Source organism: Limnoraphis robusta BA-68 BA1, from assembly GCF_034932365.1.
Lineage (GTDB): Bacteria > Cyanobacteriota > Cyanobacteriia > Cyanobacteriales > Microcoleaceae > Capilliphycus > Capilliphycus robustus.
The window spans coordinates 1-24,663 of sequence record NZ_JAYGHR010000102.1; the positions used below are offsets into that span (position 1 = coordinate 1).

A 24,663-nucleotide genomic window follows, 5' to 3' on the forward strand; every position below is an offset into this window, starting at 1 on the left:
CGTTTGAGTCAGGCGATCGCTATGTTTTTCTAAGATTTTAGGTGTTCTGAAGAAAAAAGGGGTGAAACTGCTTCCAATTTTAGCTCCTCGCGATCGCAAAATTTTAGAATGAAACAGCCCTGCCCTTAAAAAGGGGGGTTGGGGGAGACCATTCGCCCCCTCTCCTTGCAGGAGAGGGTAGGGAGAGGTCGAGAGGGCTAGGGAGAGGTAGGGAAGGGGGTTGGGGGGTTAGGTCATAAAATTTCGGGTCGAGAATGAAACAGCCCTGCCAGATTTGGGGGTTTGGGGGCCATGCAGTTGGAACCGAAAAATTAGCTTCTAAACAAACGAGTATATTGAGTTTCATGCTGCATACTTGCCAGTCCTAAACCCCAACTACAACTGACTAAATCATCATCTTCTAAGAGATAAATTTCCTCGCTGGCTTGGGTGATTTCGGGATGGAGTTTTAACAGTAATTTTTGCCCGTGTGTTTGACCCATTGGAATGAGTTTAACTCCAGTATTAATCAGATTTGTTGCCCAACTATGGAGATATCCCAGTAACGCATTTTCAGGTTCAATTTGCCAATAACTCGCCCCTAAACCAAAGGCGATCGCATAATTACAAGGTTTACCAATAATTGCCGCACAGGTTTCGAGTTTAAAAATATCGGATTGCGTTGAAGAGGGTTTTTGAATGCCTTCTAATTCTAACAACAATTTTATTAAACTATTACCCATTTGCCAGCTTTGTTTTCTAAGTTCTGATGTTTCTCTGGCTGCACTTAACCATTGATTCCAATCGCTTAAATCGGTTAATTCATTTGCCATAAAACACCGATACGCCCTCAACATAATTGCCGCTTCAATTCTAATTGAACCCAGTTTTATCTCTTGCATCAGCCAAGATTCTAAACCATTTTCATCTGTAATTCCTTTGTGATGAATCAATGTTTCTAGACCTTCGGAATAACTATAAGCACCCAACGGTAAGGCTGGACTCGCCAGTTGTAAAAGATTGAGAATCAAGGTATTATTCTCCTAAATTAAGGCTAATGATGATGTCCGTAGGCTCCTTTTTCGGGATAAAAGGGCGCAATTTCTTCGACAACCTCTAAGCCTAATTTGACCAACATTGACTCTAACACAGAATCAGGTGATAATCTTAAATAATTTGAGGTAATTTCTAACGGAACATGACGATTTCCCAGATGATAAGCCGCCCGGATCAACTCAAGTTCGGTGTTGGCTGTAACGGTGATTACGGGTTCAGGTTTGGCGATAATTTGAGCAAGGTGTTCTTGAGTTTCCGACTGTAATAAATCCCCATCTTCTAATACCGTTCCTCGCGGTAAACGTAAATAGACTTTTTGACTGGATGATAACTCAATCGTTTGACGACTGCGATCGCGTTGTTCGGCAGTTAGGGGGATGATAAAATCAATATTGGGGTTGGTGTTTGGTTGAAAATGTTGAGTGAAAATAATCATTTTTTGGCAATGGGTGCAGCTTGATGCTACACCTCTGTAAACTCCAGCAAGTTTAGTTTTGTAGAATTTGTGTTTGTGATTGATCAAATTGATCATCAAAACGTTGAATTAGGGTTTGAATAATACGAGGAGATCGATGTAAAGTTCCTACTTCATCTCCTGACAAGTCTGGATAATGTTTCTCCATCTCAGAGAGGGTAGCACTAAGGACATTATAGCTACCAACATAAGCAAACTTACGGTCACAAATCCAATATTTTCCATGAGTGGGTAGAAGTTTGAGTTGAAAATGAGGATACCATTTTTCGAGTTCTCGCAGTTGAGGTAAGGCATTATATTTTTGCCATGTTTCTCCCTGAGCATCAATATAGTAACCTTGATCAGAAAATTTGATTAGTGTTCCGATATCATGTTGGTAGCCCCAACCAATATCTATCTGAACTCCTTGATCCAATGCTGCTCGAAGTTTTAATAGAATTTCATTTGTAATACTGTGCCGCCTTAACCAAGGACAAACCACAATCACTCTTTCCTTAGCACTTTCAAGAGTTTGGAGGAGTAGAGAACGTCCACCAGAACTTCCAAAAATAATTTCTGACTCTGGAGATGTAACAGCTTCTGAGTTTCCCAACATTAAACGCAGCATTTCTATACCGTAGTTATCAATAATTTTCTGGGTGTGATTTAACAAACTTTTTCGCTCTCGAAGTAGCTCAAGTTCGAGTTGAAGTTCCTTTATGCGATCGCTTTCTGTCAAGCTTTGTGTATTTTCTCTGAGCGAATCTTTGGCAAGGTTAGCTTGAAAATCAAACGGGCTACTTTGTTTCATGGAATTCTCCTACTGGGTACAAAACGTTAGATTAGTTAAACTTCCCTAGCTGAGGAGCCAGGGATTTTTGAACGGTAACTTATAATAAGATTTGCGATCTAATCACGTTCTCGTTTTGATTTTGCGTTGTTTGATTCTGTATTATTAGCTTGATTTAAGGGGGTTTGAATTAATTCATCCTCGGAGACGAAGAACTTTTCTAAGCCCGGAATAATCAGTTGGATGTACTGCATAACTTTATTCCTTTTTTGATTACAGTTCAAGCATAGCAGCATAAAAAAACAATGTGGTCAATTCAAAATAGAGTTAAAAGTATATTTGAAATCAATTTTATTCGGTATGTAAATTGAAAGTAAATTAGAAGTAAATTAGAAGTAAATTAGCCGATTATCAGTTATACTCTTAATGAATAAGGACGGATTTATGCTATGAATAAGCCATTCACCAGGACAGACGAAAATAAAAGAAAAAATGCTCACATCACGACCCTATCTCCTGAGTTGCATCAGAGGTTATGCGAAAGCTTTGACCAAAGATACAAAAAGGGAGGCAAACAGCGCAAGATGGAAGAGTTTATAAATGACTGGGTTAGAGAACTGCCCGATGATTGTCAACCAAAACCACCCAAGCAAACCGTATACAACTTTTTGAAGGAATATAAAGATCGTGAATATTGGTTAATTGATGGTTTGTGTCGGCTTTTACTCAATTGTTCAGTAGAAGAAGCATCTCAACCTCCAACTTCTACTGTCAAACCTGTTCCTGAAGGATCTCAATCTCCAGTTTCTATCATCAAACCTGTTATTAACGATACTGTCTCACCGCTACCAAACCCCTTTGGTATTACTGGAAAAATTACTAATCCAGCAGATTTTTATGGTCGTGAAGAATTGTTGCGTCAGCTATTTGAGGAACTCGCCAGAGGATGCAGTCGTTCTCTAATTGGTGATTGCCAAATTGGAAAGTCTTCTATCTTATCAATGGTTTGTTTACAGGGGCCAGAACGTTTGCAGCTTCCCCAAGAAGCGTTCATCTATATGGATATGCAAACTATTCGAGATGAGCATCAGTTCTTCAATAAACTCTGTCGAAAAATTGGGATTGAATCTTGTCGAGGTACGGACTTATAATTTGCTTTAGAAGACCAAGGACAACGCTATATTATCTGTATTGATGAGATTGAGAAAATGACCCGAAAAGAAAACTTTAGTGGCGAGGAACGGGAAGAATTACGAGGTTTTGCTGATGGGGCTGATAAGCCATTTACATTGGTGATTGCTAGTCGTTCTCCTCTAGATATTTTATTTCCTGACTCAGAAGATGGAACATCACCACTGTATAACATTTGTAAAGCTCTGGATGTCAAGCCTTTTCTTCCAAAAGAAGCACGGAATTTTTTGATTCATCGACTGCAAGACACGGATATCAGTTTTACAGAAGCTGAAATTGAAGAATTGATTGAAAATAGTGCGGGTCATCCGGCTAAATTACAAGAACAGGCTGCTGACTTATTTAATCGTTATAGAGGTTGGGTATGATTGACTTTATCAAAAAACTATTGAATCCAGTTGATTATCTTCGCTTACTTTATCTCTCTCTTTTCAAGACAAGTGAGGGCTTGAATTTTGAAAAGGATACCAAAATAATATTGCTTTTAAATCTTCAAAAGATATTCTTGTTGCTTTTCATTAATTTAATTATTGAAATCGTTAGTTTTCACCTAAACGATACATTTAGTCCTGAAAAAATTTGGTACAATTTATTTTTTACTGTTTTGGTAGGGATAACCAACACAATCAGTAGAATAGAAGATGATTTGAATTTATTTAAAATAACAAAAGCTATTACTAAAAGTTCAGAAGTTGTATTATTTGGTCTTTTGTTTAGCATTCTCCATGCAATAACAGATAGCATTTCAGCTTCCGTCATAAGCTGTGTCATCTTATATATTGATTCATCTCATATTCGAGAAAATATCAATATAAAAGCTATTTACGGTTTTTTTGTTGGACTTTTATCAGGAATTTTGACTTATCCACTAGCAAATTTAATATTTAAGAAAACACAAAACAACACGGTAGATAGCATAATAATAGTATATGGACTTCCATTCAGTTTGATTTTTTCTTTATTTTATTCTGGTGGAATTATTGTGTTGAGTTTATTGTATTTTTTCAAGAAAAACGAGGGGGTAAAAGAATTAATATTCAGAGGATTTGAGGTCGTTTGTTTTACCTTATTATTTGTTATGAACGCATATTTTAGTGCAATTATAAAAAATTATAAAAATGTACATAATAATGAAAGTATATTATTTTCTTCACAGTTAATAAAAGAAGCTGCCATAAGTGGATTAATCATTGTATTTTATTGGATATGCTGTTTATTATTTGCTAAACTTTCTAAAAAACTTAATCAATGTAACTCTATTAAAAATTCTATTTTATTCAGTGTTTTCTTGCTGATTGTTATGAGTTTTTGGATGGGATATACATACAGATTATTTGCTCTGTGGTATGGGTTTTCCTCTCCAGATCCATTGCTTACTACATTACTGATTTTTGTTCTATCTACTCGTTTGTTTCTATGGCCACTAGAGGGATTATGGGCATTAGGACTAACTTGGTGTTATGAACGAGGTTATTTGGGAGTCCAAAATCGACATCTTTCTGAAGTTATAGATTTGGCTTACTTTGATCGTCGGATGATCTTACCACTGCCAAAAGAAAAAACATACCTACATCGTTTAGTACGTTTAAATATTGATGAAGGATGGAATAAAGCACTTGAACTGGCAACACAATCAAAACATCTTATAGCATCGGTTGGTGTACTTCACTCATTTGCTTGTATTGATCCAATCTCTGCTCAAATAGAAGTTAATAAAGCTTTTGTTAAAAGTGGAATTTATATTTATAGGAATGAACATATCAAACAAATTCTACGTTATATCTCCTATCGTTTGCCTGCTGCTTCTGCTAATGTTTGGCAAGGTGAGGAACAATTTAAGGATTTGTATGTTGATTTATTAACACAATTTACACCAAAGGAAGTAAAACTTAAGGAATCAGGGTTTTCTTACCGGGAGTTGGAAGAAATTGATATATCCGCAGTAATTGAGGTCATGGAACAAGTTGTTAAAAAATTTGAATCTGTAAGACAAGCCGATTCTCAAATACCTAATGTTCAACAACATTATAATCTCTACAACGCCATCTTAATCAGTTTACAATGCATAAAAGTTAAGCCGATCTTTGAATGGGAAATAATTTTAGAAAGTGATTCTGATTACTGGCATCGTACTCTGATCGAAACATTTGATAAAATAAACACGATATCAGAATTGTTTAAAGGTTACTTAGAAGCAAGCTCTCCCCTAACAAAACGGAATTGTCTTCTAGAAGCAAATGAGCAGCTTACTAACTTAGACAACTATTTAGCAGAAGAAAAAGTTGTATACCATACAATATTTCGTCTAATTGTTTCTCAATGGCAGAAAATTGTTGCTGATGAGGGAGGAAAACTCGCTCGTTCTGGTTTAGGAGAACCTGTCAGTAATCCTTATGTTATTGGTAATCCAGTTCAAGGTAATTTATTTATTGGTCGTGAAGATATTTTACAGAGATTAGAGGAACTCTGGTCTAATAAAGATCAATGTTCTTCTGTTGTTTTGTATGGTCATCGACGCATGGGCAAGTCTTCAATTTTACAAAATATTGGTACTCGTTTCGGAACCAAAACTATCATTGTTTATTTCAATATGCAGAGCTTTGGAAAAGTAAAAAATAATAATGAACTACTATGGAACCTGGCACGAAAAATTCATCGATCTTGGTGTCAACGAGGAAATAGCAACCTAGAAGCACCTAATAAAACATCATTTTTAGAAGATAGTCCCTATATGATGTTTGATGATTTTTTGCTTGACCTCGATCAAGTTAGAGATGGACATCGCTTTATTATTACTGTAGATGAATATGAGTGGATTGAAAAACAAATTAATGAAGGACGATTAGACCCAGATTTACTGGAACACTGGCGAGGTACATTTCAAACTTATCATTGGTTTATTATGGCATTTGCGGGTTTGCACAGTCTAGAAGAAAAGCGACGAGACTATTGGCATCCTCTCTATAGCAGTATTAAATCAATTCCGGTGAGTTTTTTGTCTTCTAAATCCGCAGAACATTTGATTACTTATCCTTCACCAATTGACTATGATAGAAAAGCAATAGAGCGCATCATTCAGTTAACCAACGGTCAACCTTATCTCGTTCAGCTTATTGGATATTTTCTAATTAGTCGCTTCAACCAACAAATGTTTGAAGAAGAAATTCAACGCCAACGACGTCTTACATTGGAAGACGTGGAAGCCGTCATTAATTCTCCTGAATTCTCTCGGGATATCAATGCTTATTGTGAAGGGGTTTGGGTGCAAGCTAAAGATAGCCAACCCGATGGACAGCTTGAGATTTTAAAACAACTATGCAACCAACAAATGTCACTAGCCGAACTTGCTGAGATAACTCATCTGAGTTTAGAAGAAACAGAAGCAGCTTTAGAAACTCTGAAAAAGCATGATGTAATTGTGCAGAATCAAAATAAATATGTCTATACAGTTGAATTGATGAGACGCTGGGTTCAGCAACGCAAAAAATAACAAAGGCTGATAAAGCTTGAGTGAATAACCAATAACCTGCTAACGTATACCTAAGTCATCTAAAATTAGTAATCTGCCCATTCTGCGATCGCTCCTATGCCTAGCTTTTTACTCGAAGTCGGTACCGAAGAACTCCCCGCCCCCTTTGTCGAACAAGCCCTCCAGCAGTGGCGAAACCTCATTCCTGCGACGCTAGAGGAACAATTTCTCCCGTCTGAGTCCATCCGGGTTTACGGGACTCCTCGGCGCTTGGCGGTTGTGATAGAGGGACTTCCGAAGCAGCAACCCAACCGTGAAGAAGAAATCAAAGGGCCACCTGCATCGGCTGCATTCAAGGATGGTCAACCGACAAAAGCAGCAGTTGGGTTTGTAAAAAAACAAGGGGTTGAACTTGAAAACCTGGAAATTCGCCCAACAGATAAGGGGGATTTTGTTTTTGTTCAAAAGAAAATTGCAGGTCGTCCAACGGCTGATATTTTAACAGAATTAATTCCCGAATGGATTACCAAATTAGAAGGAAAACGGTTCATGCGGTGGGGAGATGGAGAGTTGAGATTTCCTCGCCCCATTCGTTGGTTAGTGGTGTTGTTAGATGACAAAATTTTACCTGTCACTTTAGTTAGTGGTTCAGACAAAGTTGACAGTCATCGCATCTCCCAAGGTCATCGAGTTTTGCATCCTGAACTGATAGAAATATCCACCGCAACTGACTATTTAGAGGCTTTGCGTCAAGGATTTATTGAAGTTGACCCGGAACAGCGAAAAACGACCATTGAACAAGAAATTACAACGGCGGCGAAAAGTATCGGCGGAAATGCTGAAATTCCCGAGGAATTGTTAGCAGAAGTGATTAATTTAGTGGAATGGCCGACGGCAGTTGTGGGAAAATTTGAAGATGAATTTTTGAATTTACCGCCGGAAGTGATTAAAATGGTGATGGTTACACATCAACGTTATTTTCCGGTATTAGAAACGGCATCTGCTGACTCTCCGCTCAAGTCTTATTTTATCACAATTTCTAATGGAGATCCAGCCAAATCTAATATTATTGCTGCTGGAAATGAACGGGTAATTAGAGCGAGATTAGCGGATGGTCAGTATTTCTATAAATCGGATTTAAAGCAACCCTTAGAGGCCTATTTACCCAATCTAGAAACGGTGACATTTCAAGACAAATTAGGTTCGGTTCGGGAGAAAGTCAATCGGATTTGTCAAGGGGCTAATTTAATTAGTCAACAGCTAGAAGTCAGCGAAACTGAAAGCACTCAAATTAAACGGGCGGCGTTACTCTGTAAGGCAGATTTAGTCACTCAAATGGTTTATGAATTCCCCGAATTACAAGGGGTGATGGGTGAAAAATATGCCCGTGAAGGAGGAGAACCGGAAGCTGTTGCAACCGCAATTTTTGAACATTATTTACCACGTGGGGCAACCGATAGTTTACCGCAAACTTTAGTCGGCCAAGTGGTGGGTTTAGCGGATAGACTCGATACTTTGGTGAGTATTTTTGGCTTAGGAATGATTCCCTCGGGTTCTTCTGATCCCTTTGCGTTGCGACGGGCGGCGAATGCGGTGGTTAATATTACTTGGGATGCAAATCTGACGATTAATTTACATCAACTTCTAGAACAGTTGGCAGCTAATTTTACTCAAAATTACGACCAAGCTATTCCAGATTTATTATCCCAGCTTTATGACTTTTTCCTGCAACGAATTAGAACGCTGTTGCAAGATGAGAAGAACATCGATTATGATTTAGTCAATGCCGTTTTAGGAGAAGATGATCCAGAATATACAGAGCGAGCATTAAAGGATTTGTTGGATGTGCGCGATCGGGCGATTTTCTTACAAAGTATTCGTCAAGATGGTAGCCTCGATCAAATCTATGAAACGGTTAACCGTTCGACTCGTTTAGCGAAACAGGGTGATTTAGATACGGTACAGTTAGAACCGCAAAAACGGGTTAATCCTAAGCGCTTTGAAAAGCCTTCTGAAGAAGCGTTTTATCAAGCCTTAATTGCCTTGGTTCCGAAAACAGAAGCCGCCCAAGCAACCCGGAATTACCGACAGTTAGTAGAGGCTTTAGCGGAAATTGCCCCAACGGTTAGCACCTTTTTTGATGGACCAGAAAGTGTGTTGGTTATGGATGAAAATCCAGAGATTCAACGCAATCGTTTAAACCTGTTGGGATTGTTGCGAAATCATGCTAGAGTATTAGCGGATTTTGGGGCAATTGTTAAGAGTTAAACCGAATCAAAGTTTGAAGATGGGGAGGGTTGGTCTAGACAAACTCCCATCGAACATTCATCCATAAACAGGGTAAAATAGGGATTCATTCACCAGGGAAACTACCATTTTGTCTATGCCAAACGCTCATATTATTGGTTTAGGAAGATCAGGGAATGCAGCCGCCCGACTGCTGAAATCTCAAGAGTGGCAAGTGACGATTAGCGATCGCAATACTTCACCTAAATTGCATCAACAACAACAGCAATTAATTAACGAAGGAATTAACGTTAATTTAGGTGAAAATTTTGACCCGGAAACTTCCCCGGATTTAGTGGTTGTGAGTCCTGGTGTTCCCTGGGATCTTCCTGTATTAGAAATAGCCAGAAATAGGGGAATAGAAACAATTGGAGAAATGGAACTTGCGTGGCGAAATCTTGATTTTATCCCCTGGGTGGGAATTACGGGAACCAATGGTAAAACCACAACAACTGCATTAACCGCAGCTATTTTTCAAGCCGCAGGTTTCAACGCGCCCGCCTGTGGAAATATCGGCAATGCCGCCTGTGAACTCGCCCTCCAACAGCAAGAAATTCGCGCGTTAAAAACAGGAAAGTTAGTGGATTGGGTGATTGCTGAAGTCAGCAGTTATCAAATCGAATCTTCCTCAACGTTTGCACCGAAAATCGGAGTTTGGACAACGTTTACCCCCGATCATTTAAGCCGTCACCGAACGTTAGAGAATTATTATAATATTAAGGCAAAACTATTAAAAAAAGCCGAAATACAAGTGATTAACGGCGATGATCCCTACTTGCGTCAAAATGGGTCTGAACATTGGAAAGATGCCTGTTGGACGAGTGTGAATGGCAAAGCTGAACTGATGGGAAATCCCGAATTAGGGGTGTATATTGAAGACGATTATGTTTGTCAAAATAATCATCAAATTCTGCCCATTCATGCTTTAAAAATGGTCGGAAAACATAACCTCCAAAACCTGTTAATGTCTGTTGCTGCTGCCCGTTTAGCTGGGATTGAACCCGCAGCTATTCAAGAGGCAATTTCCAACTTTCCCGGTGTTCCTCATCGTTTAGAATATGTGGGAAGTTGGCAAGGAATTGATTGGATTAATGACAGCAAAGCCACCAATTATGACGCGGCAGAAGTCGGTTTAGCGGCGGTAGAAGCCCCGGTTATATTAATCGCGGGGGGTGAACCCAAAGAAGGAGATGATCGCCAATGGGTGCAAAGGATTCAAGAAAAAGCCGCAGCCGTGTTGTTAATAGGAGATGCAGCCGAACAATTTTCACAACGACTCAAACAGGTGAATTATCAAACGGTAGAAATTGTTGAAACGATGGAAAATGCGATTCCTAAAGCCGCAGAATTAGCCCGTCAGTTCTCAGCCAAAGTAGTGTTATTGTCGCCGGCTTGTGCGAGTTTTGATCAATATGAAAGCTTTGAACATCGAGGCGATCATTTTCGTCAATTGTGTTTAGAATTTATGAGTTAATGATTAAATTTCCAATCTTTCGTAAAATTCTCAATACTTCATACAGTTCACCCGAATTTAACAGCGTGAACTGTTTGGATAACGCATAAACAGGATTTTCTTGTTGGATGAGTTTGATAAAGATAAAATTATCACCACTGGTTAATAAACCATAGGTTGGAATAGTCAAATTTGGGGTACAGAGTAAATAAGCTAAGGCTTGAGGAATTCCTAACCCCAAAGAAAATGTTGTTCGTTTTGCTTCCAATACCCAAACCCACAACTGATGATGAATCACCAGTGCATCAATTCTTCCTGATAAAATTTCCTCGGAATTATCAAGGGTTAATTCAACAGAAGATTCAAATTTCATTTTGTAAGGTGGATCATAAAAACCTGCTATCTCTAATAAAGGAGAGACAATCATCATTTTTACCCCTTCTTCGAGAATCATTCCCTCCTCAAGTTGGTAAAAATATCGATTCATAATTTGATCTAGCCTGAGACAATTTTCTGATGAAATTTCGGGTAAGTTTTGACTCCATTCTGTAAAAAACTGCAAATCTTCAGTTCGTTGTAAATTAAAGTTATCCCGGAGTAGTTTTAACGTCGTTTTTTCAGAAATGGCGATTGTTTTAACCCTGTTATTAGGAAGTTAGAGTTGTTGGGGTTTACAAAGACCAAAATTGATGACTTGTTGATGAGATAACACAGTGGGAGAATCAGCATCCGGTTCTATAAATTGTAAATCATCCGCCCAATGATCAGGATTTTGATACAATTTATCGAGATTGGCAAGAATCTTTTTCAAATCCCAATTCCACCATTTTAGAGCTAATAGTCGTTCTATGGTTTCGGGTTGAAAACGATAGCGTTTAACCCTTGCGGGATTACCTACTGCGATCGCATAATCAGGTATATCTTGGGCGACAACAGATTTTGCTCCGATCACTGCACCATTGCCAATTTTTACCCCAGATAATATTGTCGCTTCATAACCGATCCAGACATCATTTTCAATCGTTGTAACGCCTTTATTTCGACCATCAATCAGTTCATCTAAACGCGGTTCAGTAAAGAATAAGACAAAGGGATAAGTTGTCACCCGTTCCATTAAATGTTCGCCTCCGCCAAATATAGTAATATTTTTTGCAAAGGAACAGAATTTACCAATTTTTATCTGATCTTCAGGCTTCCATAGCGCCAAAGTAATTAATCGATCAAAATAGCTGTATTCTCCAACGCGAACACGGGGATCTGTAACCTGTTCTTTTAACCAATAAGATGAACCTTGATTTTGATATTCTATATAGGCAATAAGAATTCCTAATTCAAAGGAAAACTTGAATCATTCATCTAGACAAAGCAGACAAAAATCCTGCAAATAATTGTAACAATTTCTCGGTGTCTGCCTATACCTTCATCCCTCGGTACAGACTGCTACAATAAAGAACCCACATCACCACCTGAAAAACTCTTTTTGGGAAAGGGGCGATGTTGAAACTGAACGGACACCAAAAACGCCCTGTGTTGAGTCGTCTGCTCAGAAATTTGGTGTTCTCTAGATTAATTTATGATGGTATAGCAGTGTCTCAATCAAAATCTCCGAGTTCAATTCAAGCTTGTGATTGGCCGATTTCTCAACTTCCAGGGTTAAACTCAAGCAATCAACAACTTCTCAGTGATAAATGTGGCATTACCACAACCACAGAACTGTTGCAAAATGGTCGTACCCAAGCGCAAAAAATGATGCTGGCGAATGTGTTGCAAGGGAGCCTACGGGATATCAGCAAATGGGTGGCGATGGCTGATTTAGCCCGAATTCCCAGTGTAGGGTGTCAGCATTGCGGACTGTTGCTTCATGCGGGGATTGGCTCCGTCACCCAGTTAGCACAAATGCCTGTCCACCGACTGCACCAACAAGTTCTCCGTCTGCACGTGATCACCATGCAACGGCGCGATCTGTGTCCGTCTGTGGCGGTTGTACAGCGTTGGGTTCAGGAAGCCCAGTGGTTATAAAGAGCTAGGGGCATACCCAACTGCTCTCAACTCCTGGGAAGACGAAATCCCGCGAGTTTGGGTTGCCCAGCATTCATCTGGCTGTCGAAATATCACTTAAGTTATTCTAAAAGCAATATTCAATCTATAATCTCACTTAAACTCTAGATTCCGGTACAATAGATGTAAGATTCTTTACCGTGACTGACAGTATGACTTTGATTCCCTCGGACTTTCTCCAGCAGATTGCACAGGAACAGGGTGTTTCAGACACCGAACTGGAGGTGTTGTCAAAAGCGTTACTTGAGGGGGAATCCATTGCTGCTATCTCCCATGAACTGAACCTCAAGCCAGAAACGGTTCGCAAGCGCCTTGGAGAAGCCTACCGCAAATTTCAGATTGAGGGGAAGGGGCCAGGAAAAATGGCAAAATTACAGCAATTGTTGGTTTCTCGTTATCAAGAACAAACTTTTTTAGAACTTAAACCGAATCCACCGATTCAAAAAATGACTTCTCATTTGGATTGGGGTTCAGCACCAGATATCGAAGTGTTTTATGGGCGAGAACAAGAACTTTCTCAACTCAATCAATGGATATTCAAAGATCGCTGTCGTTTGATTGCGGTGTTAGGAATGGGGGGAATGGGGAAAACCACTTTAGCCGTAAAATTAATCAAGCAGTTGCATGAACAATTTGAGTTTATCATTTGGCGATCGCTCCGTCAAGCCCCCTCTTTAAAAATTTTATTAGCGGATATAATCAGCGTTTTATCGAATCAAGCAACGGCCGATCGTTTTTTAAATCAAGAGAGTGATAGCCTGATTTCACACCTAATTCAATCTCTCAAAAAATCTCGCTGTCTAATGGTGTTGGATGATGTTGAAATGATTTTAGGTTCTCATCAATTAGCGGGTTCTTATGCTCAAGGATACGAAGATTATGGAACAATAATTAAACGAGTTGCAGAAGAGTCTCATCACAGTTGTTTAATGTTGACGAGTTCTGAAAAGCTCAAAGATTTAGTCTTGCTGGAAGGAACAAAAGTTCGTTCTTTACATCTAACAGGTTCCGAAGAAATCTCCCAAAAAATTCTAGCTGAACGAGGATTAACAGTCAGTTCCGAATGGAAGACTTTAATTGAACGTTATGGCTGTAATCCTTTAGCGATTAAAATTGTTTCAGCAACGGTTCAAGAGTTATATTCAGGTCAGGTAACAGAATTTATTAAAAATACGCTGTTAATGGGAGATGTTCGTTCTTTGCTTGATCAACCTTTTGAACGATTATCAACCCCCGAGAAAGAAATGATGTATTGGTTAGCATTAGAACAGCAACCCCTGCAACTTTCCCAACTGCAAAAAAAGATGTTAATTCCGTTGTCAACTTCAGAACTTTTAGAAATTATGGGTTCTTTAGGACATCGCTCACTGATTGAAAAAAGTCAGAAAGAGGGTCAAATTTTGTTTAGCCTTCAACCTGTGGTGATGAAATATGTAATCGAGCAGTTTGTTCGTCAAATAGAAGAAGAAATTATTAGATTAATTCAACATCAAGATTTAGAATCCCTTTGGTTACTGCAACTTTATCCTTTGGAGGCTGAAGAAAGTTCTAAAAAATATTACTCTATTCTGGAAATTGTCAAAAATAAACTGAGTTCTAGATTGCTTTCTAATCGTCGAAGTTTTAATCTAGCAATTCAGCGACTCGAAGAAAGTTTGGCTAATTTAAACAAACAAATTTTTGGAAGTCCTTATACAACTGAAAATATCCAAAAGCTCATTCATATTCTACAATTTGAGTGATAAATACTAAGATGAGCTATTGTATTAACCCTCAATGTCTCAACCGTGAAAACCCCGATCAGCTTGAAGCTTGTCAAGCCTGCGGGACTCCTTTATTGATTGATAAGCGATATCGCATTATTCGCCCTTTAAGAGAACCTAAACCTGCTTATCCCACCGATATTTTTGAAGTTGAAGACTGGGGAACAGGACTAGAAGATTGGGGAAATTTAAAAGTTTTAAAAGTTTTAAAATACGATAATAATCCTGATTTAGTTCGTCTATTTAAACAGGAAGCTCGAGTATTAATGTGGTTACGTCATCCAGGAATTCCCCGAGTAGAACCGGATGGTTATTTTCGGCTTCCTGCTTCCAAAAAGTGTAAACCGCTTCACTGTTTAGTCATGGAAAAAATAGCGGGAGAAAACTTAGAGAATTGGTTAAGTGAAAATGGAAAATTGTCTCAAGAGGAAGCCTTAGACTGGCTCCAACAAATTATCGAAATTTTAGATAAACTGCACAGCCAAAATTTATTACATCGGGATATTAAGCCATCTAATTTAATTTTAAGACCCAACGGACAATTAACAGCAGTTGATTTTGGAACCGTTGGAATTGGAAATTGGGGTTCAACTCAAGTCGGTTCATTAGGTTATGCTGCTCCCGAACAATTAGTCGGAGAAGCTGTATTACAATCCGATTTTTTTGCTTTGGGTCGAACCTTTGTACATTTGTTAACAGGTCAGTCTCCGATGAATTTTCCAAGTGAGCAAAAAACCGGGAAAATTCAATGGCGAAATCAAGCCGAACACATCTGTTTTGTATTTGCAAATTGGATCGATCAGTTGATGCAGCCTTCTCCTAAACATCGCCCCAAAAATACACGATTACTTCTGCAATCTTTGCAAGAGATTAGAGAAAAAATCACTCATTCTAAACCTTATAAATCTAAAAGATTAGAAAAAATAAAGGGTTTAGCGTTGCTTTTATTCGGCTTAACAGGGGTTCGTTTAATCAGTCCTCAGATTCCGATTTTCATTCAAACCTATATTTTTCCTAAGCTTGATAAAACCTTAACCAATATTGGATTTGAACATTATCAAAATTATAATTTAGAACGAGCAGAATTTTATTATCAATTAGCGTTACAGTTTAATCCAGATAATTCAGCTTCATCCCTTCAACTGGGTTTAATTTGTGAAGATAGACAAAATTATGGTTGTGCGAGAACAGAATATAAAACTGCTATTCAGTCTGCACAGCAAAACCAAAACTATTATGTACAGGTCGCCGCTATTAATAATTTATCACGTTTGCAAATTTGGTTAGACGGAAATAGTACAATAGCCATTGAGCAGTTACAACAAGGGTTAGAACTGATTCCCCTTCTCAAACAACAATATTCGGAACCGTTAATCACTAAAATGGAATCAGACTTACATAAAAATTTAGGTTGGGCCTATGCTCAAAAAATACAATATTCCGATGCTTTCATTCATTTAAAAACAGCAATTGAAGTCAATCCTAAAAATGCTCCCGCCCATTGTTTATTGGCCCAGGTACTTGAAGAAAGCCCCCAAAAAAGGTTAAGCTTACAGAGTGTACGAAAAAACTGTCTTAATATTTATTCAAGTCAAAATCCCGAAACGATTACCTGGAAAAGTCTAGTTCGTCAACGTTTGAAAGCTGAAGGAGAAATTCAATGAAACTCCAGCCTTTTTTAGTGTTTTTATTCACGCTCGCTTTAATTTTAGTCAGTTTCACTCTAAAAAACTCATCTCAACCCGTTTATGCAGCCTATGAACGATTACCTGTTGGACGAGTGATTGAGACCAAAGGAGAGGTCTTAATTAAACGTCAAAATTGGTCAGACTATCATCCCCTTTTTGTGGGGACAGAACTTTATGCCAATGATCAAATTAAATCTCAATCTCAATCCAAATTAACAGCAATTTGTTATGAAAACTGGGAAACTTGGAACGCTCCAACGGATCAAATATCTCAACCGAATGAGGGATGTTTACAAGCTCGAACAGAATGTGTCAAGACTCCAGAAGGTTGTGTTCCTGTAGACTCTACTCGCAGCAATCATCAAATTTTGATCAGTGATCGCGTTCCTTATATTATCAGTCCTCGTCATACTTTATTACTCAATAATAAACCGATAATTTTACGGTGGAATCCGGTTGTCGGAGCCAGTCGTTACACAGTGATGATTAAGAGTCCTTCAGAATCCATTTGGGAAACAGAAGTCAGTTCAAATCAGGTTATTTATGAGGCATATACTTCTTTAAAGCCCGGAGTTCGTTATATTGCAATAGTTCATGCTGATATTAATGTTTCCTCTCTCGATGAAGAATCACCCTTTTCTCAACAAGATGGATTAGGAATGGGATTTTCGATTTTAGATGAGTTAACACAACAAGAAATTACGACTAAAACTGAGCAACTTACACAAAAATTAAGTGGAGAAGCCAAAACTTTAGCTTTAGTTGAGTTGTATCAAAAAAACAAATTAAACAATGAAGCCATTAATCAATTAGAATCCTTAATTAAAGCCAATTATAAAAGCGCAGCAATTTATCATAAACTTGGTGAACTTTATCAAAAAATACAACTTCCTCTTTTAGCAAAAGAAAGCTATTTAAAAGCTGTGGAGTTAATCGCAGATGAAGATATTGCAGGAATGGCAGAAGTTCAAGCCGCTTTAGGCCTAATCTACACAGTATTAGGCCAGAAAAAAGAAGCTGTTTATTGGCTGACATTAGCGTACAATCAATATCAGCAGTTAGGAGAACAGCAACGCCAGACAGAGATTAAGCAGTTAGTTGAACAAATTAGTCAATCAACCCTTTAAAAGATGGCGATGAATCAATTGATTAAAATAGTAACTTTGATCGGAATTTTGACCTTGATTCCTAGTTCTACTTTGGCTCAAATTACGCCCGCAAATGATGGAACCGGAACAAGAGTGACACCAGTCCAACCCGGACAAAACACACAAACTCGTTTTGATATTCAAGGCGGAAGTCGTTCTCAAGATGGGGCGAATTTATTTCATAGTTTTGAGCAATTTAATCTAAACTCTGGAGAAACTGCTAATTTTATTAGCACACCTGAAATCCGTAATATTTTAACTCGAATTGTGGGCGGTGATATTTCTAATATTGATGGTACAATTCAAGTTACAGGTAGCAATGCCAATTTATTTTTAATGAATCCTTCTGGGATTGTTTTTGGTTCCAACGCGAGTTTAAATGTACCTGCTTCATTTTTTGCAACCACATCAACTGCAATTGGATTAGGAAATACAATCAACGGTGTTCCTCAGTCTTGGTTTGGAGTATTTCAAGCCAATAACTATTCACAACTGAATGGTTCTCCGACTGGATTTATCTTATCGAATAGCCAATCCGGTACTATAATTAATCAGGGAAATCTAACCGTTAAACCCGGAAATACGTTAGGATTAGTGGGTTCTGTTGCGATCAATCAAGGAATAGTTTCAGCCCCTCAAGGAAATATTAGGATTGAATCAGTACCCGGTAATGGTTTTGTTCGCCTGACTCAGACTGGTAATTTATTAAACTTAGAAGTTCAACCCCAGGATCTTTTAAATTTCCCAGAAATTCCGATAGTATCTTTACCCAGAATGCTCACGGGAGGAATGCAAAATCATGCAACAAATGTGATTGTCAATGAGAACAATACCATTACATTAGTTCACGGGAATTCGAGTCAGTCTCTCGAACGTAAATCTAGAATTCAGGAGAGTCGCTTTAATGAATTTAGAACTTCAGAGACTCTCGCTTTTACTCCTCCTTTTTTACCGGAAACACCTATTCTATCAAACGAAATACCCCTCCCCGTTCGCTCTTTTAACGGTGATAATATCTCCGAAAATCCCTCTTTTTTACCCTTTAATCCTGTTTTGAGTCCGGCGGAAGTTCCCAATATTGAACTTTTGATGCTTCCTCTCTCTTTAGAAATTCAGTCACTTCCTAACCCTACACAATTGAGCATCCCTTCTATTGGCACCTTAGAAAATAATATTAACTTACATCGAGACAGTTTGACTAATCCCATTATTAATCCTCAATCTTTACAATCTTTAATTCCCAGTCATCTGAATCCACAAAATAGCTATCAAATCTCCTTAGACTCTATTTTACCTGAAACAAGTATCAAAGAAATGTTCAGTGAAATAGAAGCTAAAACTACCCAAAAACCAGCCGTTATTTACATCAAAACTCACGAAAATCAATCCCTTGAATACATTGATGGTTTACAAATCAAAACTCAAATCGGACTAACCTTAATGTTAGTTATACCCAATGGAAAATCAATCGTTAAAAGTATTCCTGAAGCCAATTTACAAAAAATTAATCGTTTATCTAGAGAGTTTTATTGGGAAATTAGCGACCCGAAAACAACAGCTTGGCCTGCCGCTCGTCAACTTTATGATTGGTTAATCGCGCCTCTTGAAGCTGATTTAAAAGAAGCAGGAATTGATACCTTATTATTTTGTTTAGATGAAAAATTGCGATCGCTTCCTCTAGCTGCTTTACATGATGGCAAACATTTTTTGATTGAAAAGTATAATTTTACCCTCATTCCTAGCCTAAACCTCACCGATGTCAGTTATAAAGGATTGCAAGATGCTGAAGTATTAGCAATGGGAATGTCTGAGTTTAAAGATCAACCTTCTCTACCGAGTGTTCCCACAGAAGTTACTACAATTACTCAAAAATTATGGCAGGGAGAAACCCTTCTCAATCAAGAATTTACCTTAAAAAACCTCCAGAAAAAACGAAGTCAAAAATCCTATAAAATCATCCATCTCGCTACCCATGCGAACTTCAACTCTCAACAAGACTCTTATATTCAATTTTGGGATGATAAACTGCCGTTAAATCGACTCCGAGAATTACAATGGTATAAACAACCCCAAGTCGAATTATTAGTATTAAGTGCCTGTAAAACGGCTTTAGGAAATTCCCAAGAAGCCGAAACCGAAATGGGGTTCGCGGGTCTAGCCTACCGAGCCGGAGTCAAGTCCGCTTTGGCGAGTTTGTGGCGAGTCAGCGATGTGGGGACATTGGGGCTAATGGTTGAATTTTACGACCATTTGAAGTCTAGCCCAATCAAAGCAGAAGCCCTCAGACAAGCCCAACTCGCTTTGTTGCGCGGAGAAGTGCAAGTGGAGGGAAACTCACTGCGACAAACCCGAGGAAACACCCCCCTACCTCCAGCCTTAACCGCTCCTCAATCCCCCCGGAACTTGTCCCATCCCTACTACTGGGCGGGTTTCACGATGATTGGCAGTCCTTGGTAAACCCAGGTAACTTAAGTGATTTTTACTTTAAAGCTTGAAACCTATACTGAGAAAAGTATACAGCTATTTAGTCTTGCCTGTCCTCACTTTGTTTTAGATTTAGACTTGACATCTACGTTCTTTCTTTTTACGATAGATATCACTTAAGTTACAAACTTAAGTGATCAACCTGGGATTCATGAGTCCGAAGTCGTCTAACCCAAATCTCACGAGAGTCCAATCAATCTGACAGGGTTTCATCCAATACCTTGTCAGATTTCTCCCAGACACCCATTAATTCTTCCAACTTTTTGAGTTTTTTTGACTCCTTTCGAGGTCAATTTGCCGCTAATAACCTTTGGTTTTTGTTAGCAAATTGTCTGAGCTTAAGGTGCATCTTTTAACGTGCCTAATAGCTTCAACTTGTCAACTCAGTTGTACAAAAATTAGGAAAACTAACATGAATCAGACTACTGGAACACTAGAATCCTCAACAGAAACATCAAACAATATTTCCGATGTCTCTGAACAGTCGTTTGAAAGCTTCAACAGTCGAGGAGAAGGAAGACGTTCTCAGGGTGAAGAATCCACACTTCCTGAAAACTTCAACTTTTGCGGTACTGTCACCACTGAGGAATTTTCAGAGGAATTCAACCTCGAAAAAATGATCGCTAATATCAGGTATTTGCAGAACTTGTCAGAAGAATTAGGATCTGAATTCTCACCGATATTCTTTCAATATCCTGATCTTCCCGCCGATTTTAACACTTCTGATCAAGGCTTGGGTTTTACTAAAACTCAAAATTTCAGTGACTTCTTCACCGATTTTTTGGGTTCAGACAGCAACTTCTCTGAATCAATTAATTTCCAAGATCTTCTCGAACAATTTTCTCAGTTAGAACGTTCGGAACTTCCCGAAGAATTTGAAAACATAGACTTTTCCCAACTTCCCGAAATTCCTGAAGATCTCGAAGATTTTCCGACTATCATTGATGATGATACCGTCGATGAATTATCTGAAGAAGAAACTTCTGACGAACTAGAATCTGATGATGATACTGTTGATGAATTATCTGAAGAAGAAACTTCTGACGAACTAGAATCTGATGATGATACCGTCGATGAATTATCTGACATAGAACTTCCCGAACTTCCTGAAGATCTCGAAGATTTTCCGACTATCATTGACGACGGAGAATTACCGGATGGAGAAGTTTTCAATAATCCTGTTGAATGTTTCCCTGTCGATATGATGGAAGAATATTTCAGTCAATCGCAAGAGGATAATTCATCTGAAATTCCTGACTTTCCCATAAACTTTGAACCCGGAGATATTAATGATATTGAAGGAGAAGTAACCATTCTTCCCTTTCCACTCCCTGGATTTAGTGAGGAATTTGATTCGTTAACCGGAAGCTTTAATGGCGAATTTCCGACGTTTTCTGAAACTGATAGTGAAGGAGAAGTAACCATTCTTCCCTTCCCACTCCCTGAAGGATGGGGTGAAAAATTTGATCAGTTAATAGGAAGTTCAGAGGGCGAGTTTCCGAGTCTTTCTGAAACCGATGGTGAAATCATTGAACTTCCGTTTGAATACAGTTTCACTTCCTGGGTTGAAGGCGGAGAAATGCCAGAGATCATGCACTGCTTCTTTGAAAATGATCAGGTCATGTTTAGTGCCAAGATTCCTTTGACACAAGAAGACTTAACGCCTACGATTTAGAATGAAATCTGAGTAGCTGAACTCGGAACAGGGCGGGTTTAGCAAGATTATTTGTAGTAAGAACTCAACCTCTGTGAACCCGCCCCTACAGGACATTTCCGAACGCTTCCTGAATTATTCAGCTTTCGCTACAACAACAAAATTAACCAACTTACCCGGAACCACAATCACCTTTTTCAACTCTTGATTTTCCAGGTGACGTTGGGCAACTTCCGAATCTTTTGCTAACTGTTCTAACGTTGCTTTATCCGCTTTTGCAGGCGCTTGAATCGTGCCGCGAGTTTTCCCGTTCACTTGTATCACTAAAGTGATTTCATCCACCACTAAAGCTTCAGAATCAACAACGGGCCAACTTTGGGTATGAATTGAATCTTTGTAACCCAAACTCTGCCATAATTCCTCAGCCAAATGCGGCGAAAACGGTGCCAATAATTTTAACAACGTTTCAATTCCCTCTCGATAAACAGGAGAATTTTTACAGCTTGCGTCACTAAGTGCATTACTCAATTTCATCATTTCCGACACGGCTGTATTAAACTGATATTCCCCGTCTAAATCCTCCGTTATCTCCTTAATAGCGATATGAATTGCCCGCCTCAAATCCTTTTCCTCCTTACTCAAATCTCCCGTTTTTTTAGAAGACTTTACAGGCGTATTTTCGGCAAATTCACTCACCAACCGCCACACCCGATTTAAGAAGCGAAACTGCCCTTCAACATCGGCATCATCCCATTCTAAATCCTTCTCAGGCGGTGCTTTAAATAGGATAAACATACGCGCCGTATCAGCACCATATTTTCCCATCACCTCCAACGGATCAACGCCATTATATTTAGACTTAGACATCTTCTCATAGAAGACTTCTAATTTCTCCCCTGTTTCGGGATCTTTTGGATCAGCAGCATTCACATTTGCCGAAGGAATATATTTCCCCGTCACCGGGTTTTTATACGTCAATCCTTGAACCATTCCCTGAGTTAACAAACGGCTAAACGGTTCATCACACTTTAACAAACCGCGATCGCGCATCACTTTCGTAAAAAACCGCGAATACAATAAATGCAAAATCGCGTGTTCAATTCCGCCCACATATTGATCGACAGGCATCCAATCATTACCAATTTTCGGATCAAAAACCTGTTGATCATTCTTCGCGTCAGGATACCGCATAAAATACCACGACGAATCCATAAACGTATCCATCGTGTCCGTTTCCCGTTTCGCTGGAGTCCCACAACTCGGACAGGGAACGTTTACCCAGTCTTCCAACTTCGCCAACGGCGACGCCCCCCGCCCCGAAAATTCCACATTTTCCGGCAATGTCACAGGCAAATCTTCATCCGGTACCGGCACCGCCCCACAATTCGGACAGTGAATAATCGGAATGGGCGCCCCCCAATAGCGTTGTCGGGAAATCAACCAATCTCGCAGCCGATATTGTATGCGTCTTTCGCCCAAACCTTCGTCTTCCGCATATTCAATAATTGCCAGTTTGCAGCCTTCCGAGGTTTCCCCATTACAAGGGCCAGAATTCACCATCACACCCGGTTCGATGTAGGCTTCTGTCAACACCTCATCGGCGTTATCGGCATCATGGGGAACAATCACCGTTGTTATCGGCAAATTGTACTGTTTAGCAAAGGCAAAATCTCGCGTATCATGGGCAGGAACTCCCATCACCGCCCCAGTCCCGTATTCATACAACACATAATCAGCGATCCAGATGGGAATTTCTTCATTACTAAAGGGGTTGATCGCTTTTCCGCCTGTCGGTACTCCCCGTTTGGGTTTATCTTCGGCGGTTCGATCCATCTCACTTTGTTGGGAGACTTCTTTGATAAACGCCTCAACGGTTTGTTTTTGATCTGGAGTTGTCACCTTTTCGACTAACGGATGTTCCGGCGCCAACACCACATAAGACACCCCAAATACCGTATCCGGGCGAGTGGTAAACACAGGGATTTTGTCTTCCATCCCCACAACGAGAAATTCCAAATAAGCCCCCGTAGACTTGCCGATCCAGTTGGCTTGCATTAATTTGACTTTTTCAGGCCAACCGGGGAGTTTGTCTAAATCGTTCAACAATTCCTCCGCATAGGCGGTAATTTTCAGGAACCATTGACGCAACAATTTCCGTTCAACCTTTGCCCCAGACCGCCAGGAACGGCCTTCGCTGTCTACTTGTTCATTTGCCAGTACCGTTTGATCGATCGGGTCCCAGTTAACGGCGGCTTCTTTCTGATAGGCAAGTCCAGCGTTATAAAATTGCAAAAATATCCACTGCGTCCAGCGATAATAGTCGGGTGAACAAGTTGCCAGTTCTTTTTCCCAATCAAAAGAAATGCCCAAACGTTCCAGTTGTTGCTTCATCTGGGCAATATTTTGATACGTCCACTTCGCCGGATGAATTCCTCGTTCAATGGCTGCATTTTCCGCCGGAAGTCCGAAAGCATCCCACCCCATCGGGTTGAGGACGCGATAGCCTTGCATCCGTTTGAGTCGTGCGATCACGTCGGTGATGGTATAGACGCGAACATGACCCATGTGTAAGTTTCCCGATGGATAGGGAAACATCGCCAGGGCGTAAAATTTGGGCTTTTGGGGATCGGTTGAGGTTTGGTGTGCAGCACTTTCAGCCCAAGTTTGTTGCCATTTTTCTTCAATGGATGCAGGATTATATCGAGACTCCACAGCTCTAACTCCGTGCGGGATGGTTATCGTTTTTCTTTGCTTATTGTTGCATAATACCCGATCAAGTATGGGGATTGCAGATTACTGAGACATTGGCTTTGTCATCTCTAAAAATCATCCGAAAGATAGATACCTTTGCTCAAGTCAAGCGGCCATCTTAAAAATAAGCCAGTTAACGATACATTCAATTAACTGCGATCGCCTCTATGTCGTCAATCTAGCTTCTGTTATAGCTCTAGCTAATTAGAAATTATAAACCTATAAGTTTTTTTGAAGTTTAGAAGTTCACTCCTTTCTGGGTTGCTTTTTATACCTACAGAGATTGATTTTTCAGGAAATTGACTTTTTATTAACCCATAAAAATACGTTTGTCAAGTCTTTATATTTAAAGATTAAAACAAATTCATCCAAAAAACTTTAAAGAGTATATAAAGTTGTTCTTATAAACCGAAAATATACGGAGAAAATACATAACCCT

The 24,663-nt window shown here is 39.3% G+C and carries 18 protein-coding genes; 11 read left to right on the forward strand and 7 right to left on the reverse strand.

Features of this window, described 5'->3' with window-relative positions:
* Positions 1-311 precede the first annotated feature (311 nt).
* The 4 genes from VB836_RS28700 to VB836_RS28715 all read right to left on the reverse strand — a co-directional run bounded on the left by VB836_RS28700 (position 312) and on the right by VB836_RS28715 (position 2,533).
* Positions 312-1,010 (reverse strand): urease accessory protein UreF, encoded by a 699-nt coding sequence (locus VB836_RS28700; RefSeq protein ID WP_323224745.1) that lies wholly within the window; start codon positions 1,008-1,010, stop codon positions 312-314.
* Positions 1,011-1,033: 23 nt separating this feature from the next.
* Positions 1,034-1,471, reverse strand: a complete 438-nt coding sequence (gene ureE, locus VB836_RS28705; RefSeq protein ID WP_323224747.1) for an urease accessory protein UreE — start codon at positions 1,469-1,471, stop codon at positions 1,034-1,036.
* Between the two features lie 52 nt (positions 1,472-1,523).
* Complete coding sequence (locus VB836_RS28710; protein WP_323224749.1) at positions 1,524-2,300, reverse strand: phospholipase D-like domain-containing protein; 777 nt, start codon at positions 2,298-2,300, stop codon at positions 1,524-1,526.
* Positions 2,301-2,398: 98 nt separating this feature from the next.
* The gene (locus VB836_RS28715) at positions 2,399-2,533 is read right to left on the reverse strand and encodes a hypothetical protein (RefSeq protein WP_323224750.1); all 135 of its coding nucleotides are present in this window, start codon (positions 2,531-2,533) and stop codon (positions 2,399-2,401) included.
* A 330-nt stretch (positions 2,534-2,863) separates the two neighbouring features.
* Here VB836_RS28715 and VB836_RS28720 point away from each other — a divergent pair, with 330 nt between their 5' ends.
* The 5 genes from VB836_RS28720 to murD all read left to right on the forward strand — a co-directional run bounded on the left by VB836_RS28720 (position 2,864) and on the right by murD (position 10,699).
* Positions 2,864-3,430 (forward strand): P-loop NTPase family protein, encoded by a 567-nt coding sequence (locus tag VB836_RS28720; RefSeq protein ID WP_323224752.1) that lies wholly within the window; start codon positions 2,864-2,866, stop codon positions 3,428-3,430.
* 57 nt (positions 3,431-3,487) lie between these two features.
* Positions 3,488-3,838 carry a hypothetical protein gene (locus VB836_RS28725; RefSeq protein ID WP_323224754.1) on the forward strand — a complete coding sequence of 117 codons (351 nt, stop codon included), beginning with the start codon at positions 3,488-3,490 and terminating at the stop codon, positions 3,836-3,838.
* Positions 3,835-6,960 carry an ATP-binding protein gene (locus VB836_RS28730; RefSeq protein WP_323224756.1) on the forward strand — a complete coding sequence of 1,042 codons (3,126 nt, stop codon included), beginning with the start codon at positions 3,835-3,837 and terminating at the stop codon, positions 6,958-6,960. Before VB836_RS28725 ends, VB836_RS28730 begins: the two co-directional genes overlap by 4 nt.
* 96 nt (positions 6,961-7,056) lie before the next feature.
* Positions 7,057-9,207, forward strand: a complete 2,151-nt coding sequence (gene glyS / locus VB836_RS28735; protein ID WP_323224758.1) for a glycine--tRNA ligase subunit beta — start codon at positions 7,057-7,059, stop codon at positions 9,205-9,207.
* Positions 9,208-9,322: 115 nt separating this feature from the next.
* Positions 9,323-10,699: a UDP-N-acetylmuramoyl-L-alanine--D-glutamate ligase gene (murD, locus tag VB836_RS28740; RefSeq protein WP_323224759.1), complete on the forward strand. Its 1,377-nt coding sequence runs from the start codon at positions 9,323-9,325 to the stop codon at positions 10,697-10,699.
* On the opposite strand, the gene VB836_RS28745 is transcribed toward murD, so the two are convergent.
* Together VB836_RS28745 and VB836_RS28750 are read right to left on the reverse strand one after the other, a co-directional pair.
* Complete coding sequence (locus VB836_RS28745) at positions 10,689-11,165, reverse strand: type I restriction endonuclease subunit R (protein WP_323224761.1); 477 nt, start codon at positions 11,163-11,165, stop codon at positions 10,689-10,691. The two genes, murD and VB836_RS28745, sit on opposite strands and share 11 nt — an antisense overlap.
* 168 nt (positions 11,166-11,333) lie before the next feature.
* A complete protein-coding gene (locus VB836_RS28750) occupies positions 11,334-11,885 on the reverse strand; it encodes a CatB-related O-acetyltransferase (protein ID WP_323224763.1) in 552 nt (183 codons plus the stop codon).
* A gap of 374 nt (positions 11,886-12,259) precedes the next feature.
* Between VB836_RS28750 and VB836_RS28755 the strand changes: the two genes are divergently transcribed.
* The 6 genes from VB836_RS28755 to VB836_RS28780 all read left to right on the forward strand — a co-directional run bounded on the left by VB836_RS28755 (position 12,260) and on the right by VB836_RS28780 (position 21,494).
* Positions 12,260-12,697, forward strand: coding sequence for a DUF4332 domain-containing protein (locus tag VB836_RS28755; RefSeq protein ID WP_323224796.1), 438 nt, complete (start codon positions 12,260-12,262; stop codon positions 12,695-12,697).
* Between the two features lie 191 nt (positions 12,698-12,888).
* The gene (locus VB836_RS28760) at positions 12,889-14,478 is read left to right on the forward strand and encodes an NB-ARC domain-containing protein (RefSeq protein WP_323224766.1); all 1,590 of its coding nucleotides are present in this window, start codon (positions 12,889-12,891) and stop codon (positions 14,476-14,478) included.
* Positions 14,479-14,489: 11 nt separating this feature from the next.
* Positions 14,490-16,163 (forward strand): protein kinase domain-containing protein, encoded by a 1,674-nt coding sequence (locus VB836_RS28765; protein ID WP_323224768.1) that lies wholly within the window; start codon positions 14,490-14,492, stop codon positions 16,161-16,163.
* Entirely contained in the window at positions 16,160-17,314 is a 1,155-nt protein-coding gene (locus tag VB836_RS28770) for a hypothetical protein (protein WP_323224770.1), read from the forward strand. The genes VB836_RS28765 and VB836_RS28770 overlap by 4 nt, the downstream gene beginning before the upstream one ends.
* A 3-nt stretch (positions 17,315-17,317) precedes the next feature.
* Positions 17,318-19,792, forward strand: coding sequence for a CHAT domain-containing protein (locus VB836_RS28775; RefSeq protein ID WP_323224772.1), 2,475 nt, complete (start codon positions 17,318-17,320; stop codon positions 19,790-19,792).
* Between the two features lie 439 nt (positions 19,793-20,231).
* Positions 20,232-21,494 carry a hypothetical protein gene (locus VB836_RS28780; protein ID WP_323224774.1) on the forward strand — a complete coding sequence of 421 codons (1,263 nt, stop codon included), beginning with the start codon at positions 20,232-20,234 and terminating at the stop codon, positions 21,492-21,494.
* Between the two features lie 114 nt (positions 21,495-21,608).
* Here the strand turns inward: VB836_RS28780 and leuS are convergent, their stop codons facing one another.
* Entirely contained in the window at positions 21,609-24,185 is a 2,577-nt protein-coding gene (gene leuS, locus VB836_RS28785) for a leucine--tRNA ligase (RefSeq protein ID WP_323224776.1), read from the reverse strand.
* Positions 24,186-24,663: the final 478 nt, after the last annotated feature.